At 49.0% G+C, this 3,348-nt stretch carries 2 rRNA genes; both read right to left on the reverse strand.

Going from position 1 to position 3,348, the window contains the following annotated elements:
• Window positions 1–18: 18 nt before the first annotated feature.
• Window positions 19–133 (reverse strand): 5S ribosomal RNA (gene rrf, locus AC5YCI_RS16020).
• Between the two features lie 160 nt (window positions 134–293).
• Window positions 294–3,184, reverse strand: a 23S ribosomal RNA gene (locus AC5YCI_RS16025).
• Window positions 3,185–3,348 lie beyond the last annotated feature (164 nt).

Genomic DNA, 3,348 nt, shown 5'->3' on the forward strand with positions numbered 1-3,348 from the left:
GGGATTTTTAGAATAATGAGCTGGCGATGACTTACTCTCACATGGGTAACCCCACACTACCATCAGCGCTAAGAGGTTTCACTTCTGAGTTCGGGAAGGGATCAGGTGGTTCACTCTTGCTATTGTCGCCAGCACAACTTGGATGCTTACTCATCAGGTCTTACAAATGCCTAACTTTCGTCAAATGAGTTATTAACAGGATATATCTGAGTCGTCTATTTTGTTCGTTAGCGTTAACTAAATCAAGTTGTTTGTAGTGATTTTGACTACAACACCAACTGTTTGGGTGTTGTATAGTCAAGCCTCACGAGCAATTAGTATTGGTCAGCTTCACATATCACTATGCTTCCACATCCAACCTATCAACGTCGTAGTCTTCAACGGCTCTTTAGAGGACATAAAGTCCTAGGGAAATCTTATCTTGAGGTAGGCTTCCCGCTTAGATGCTTTCAGCGGTTATCCCTTCCGAACATAGCTACCCGGCGATGCGACTGGCGTCACAACCGGTACACCAGAGGTTCGTCCACTCTGGTCCTCTCGTACTAGGAGCAGATCCTCTCAAATTTCCAACGCCCACGGTAGATAGGGACCGAACTGTCTCACGACGTTCTAAACCCAGCTCGCGTACCTCTTTAAATGGCGAACAGCCATACCCTTGGGACCTGCTTCAGCCCCAGGATGAGATGAGCCGACATCGAGGTGCCAAACACCGCCGTCGATATGAACTCTTGGGCGGTATCAGCCTGTTATCCCCAGAGTACCTTTTATCCGTTGAGCGATGGCCCTTCCATACAGAACCACCGGATCACTAAGACCTACTTTCGTACCTGCTCGACTTGTGGGTCTCGCAGTTAAGCGCGCTTTTGCCTTTATACTCTACGCGTGATTTCCGACCACGCTGAGCGCACCTTCGTACTCCTCCGTTACTCTTTAGGAGGAGACCGCCCCAGTCAAACTACCCACCAGACATGGTCCTCGCTCCAGATAATGGAGCAGAGTTAGAACCTCAATATTACCAGGGTGGTATTTCAAGGACGGCTCCATAGCAACTAGCGTCGCTACTTCAAAGCCTCCCACCTATCCTACACAAGTAAGATCAAAGTTCAATGTCAAGCTGCAGTAAAGGTTCACGGGGTCTTTCCGTCTAGCCGCGGGTACACCGCATCTTCACGGCGAATTCGATTTCACTGAGCCTCTGCTGGAGACAGCGCCCCCATCATTATGCCATTCGTGCAGGTCGGAACTTACCCGACAAGGAATTTCGCTACCTTAGGACCGTTATAGTTACGGCCGCCGTTTACTGGGGCTTCGATCAATAGCTTCGCTTGCGCTAACCACATCAATTAACCTTCCAGCACCGGGCAGGCATCACACCCTATACGTCCACTTTCGTGTTTGCAGAGTGCTATGTTTTTAATAAACAGTTGCAGGGGCCTGGTTTCTGTGGCTGCTAGCAGCTCAAGGAGCAAGTCCTATCACCGCCGGCAGCGTACCTTCTCCCGAAGTTACGGTACCATTTTGCCTAGTTCCTTCAGCAGAGTTCTCTCAAGCGCTTTGGTCTACTCGACCTGACCACCTGTGTCGGTTTCGGGTACGATTCCTGTGTAACTGAAGCTTAGAGACTTTTCCTGGAAGTATAGTATCAGCCACTTCGCTAATAAATTAGCTTGCTATCAGATCTCAGCATAGAGTACCCCGGATTTGCCTAAGATACATGCCTACATCCTTTCACCTGGACAACCAACGCCAGGCTGACTTAACTTTCTCCGTCCTCTCATCGCATTACACAGAAGTATTGGAATATTAACCAATTTCCCATCGACTACGCCTCTCGGCCTCGCCTTAGGGGTCGACTCACCCAGCCCCGATTAACGTTGGACTGGAACCCTTGGTCTTTCAGCGAACGGGTTTTTCACCCGTTTTGTCGTTACTCACGTCAGCATTCGCACTTCTGATACCTCCAGCAGACTTCTCAATCCACCTTCATCGGCTTACAGAACGCTCCCCTACCACGCACATAAATGTGCATCCGCAGCTTCGGCATATAGTTTTAGCCCCGTTACATCTTCCGCGCAGGCCGACTCGACTAGTGAGCTATTACGCTTTCTTTAAAGGGTGGCTGCTTCTAAGCCAACCTCCTAGCTGTCTATGCCTTCCCACATCGTTTCCCACTTAACTATAATTTAGGGGCCTTAGCTGGCGGTCTGGATTGTTTTCCTCTTGACTACGGACGTTAGCACCCGCAGTCTGTCTCCCGGATAGTACTCATTGGTATTCGGAGTTTGCATCGGTTTGGTAAGTCGGGATGACCCCCTAGCCGAAACAGTGCTCTACCCCCAATGGTATTCGTCCGAGGCGCTACCTAAATAGCTTTCGGGGAGAACCAGCTATCACCAAGTTTGATTAGCCTTTCACCCCTATCCACAAGTCATCCCCTGGCTTTTCAACGACAGTGGGTTCGGTCCTCCAGTAAGTGTTACCTCACCTTCAACCTGCTCATGGATAGATCACCTGGTTTCGGGTCTACACCCAGCAACTAAACGCCCTATTAAGACTCGGTTTCCCTACGGCTCCCCTATGCGGTTAACCTTGCTACTGAATGTAAGTCGCTGACCCATTATACAAAAGGTACGCAGTCACCGGACAAAGCCGGCTCCCACTGCTTGTATGCATGCGGTTTCAGGATCTATTTCACTCCCCTCACAGGGGTTCTTTTCGCCTTTCCCTCACGGTACTGGTTCACTATCGGTCAGTCAGGAGTATTTAGCCTTGGAGGATGGTCCCCCCATATTCAGACAAGGTTTCACGTGCCTCGCCCTACTCGACATCATCATATAAGCCCTTTCGTGTACAGGACTATCACCTACTATGGTTGCACTTCCCAGAGCATTCCACTAAAGCTTATATGACTTAATGGGCTGTTCCCCGTTCGCTCGCCGCTACTGAGGGAATCTCAATTGATTTCTTTTCCTAAGGGTACTGAGATGTTTCACTTCCCCTCGTTCGCCTCATACACCTATGTATTCAGTGTATGATACCTAGCTTATACTAGGTGGGTTTCCCCATTCAGAAATCTCCGGATCACAGGATATTTGCCGCCTCCCCGGAGCTTATCGCAGGCTATTACGTCTTTCATCGCCTCTGACTGCCAAGGCATCCACCACATGCACTTAATTACTTGACTATACAACCCCAAACAGTCGATCGATCCTACAAGGAGATCGTTCAACGTAACAGTTTGAAGTACTGTGTATTTAAACACTGTACAGCTTCAATCAAAATCATATACCAAAACGCTTGATTCAGTTTAATCGCTAGTAACTCATCGATTTCTCAGCAATTGCTTGC

It is taken from the genome of Acinetobacter sp. CY17 (genome assembly GCF_059515825.1).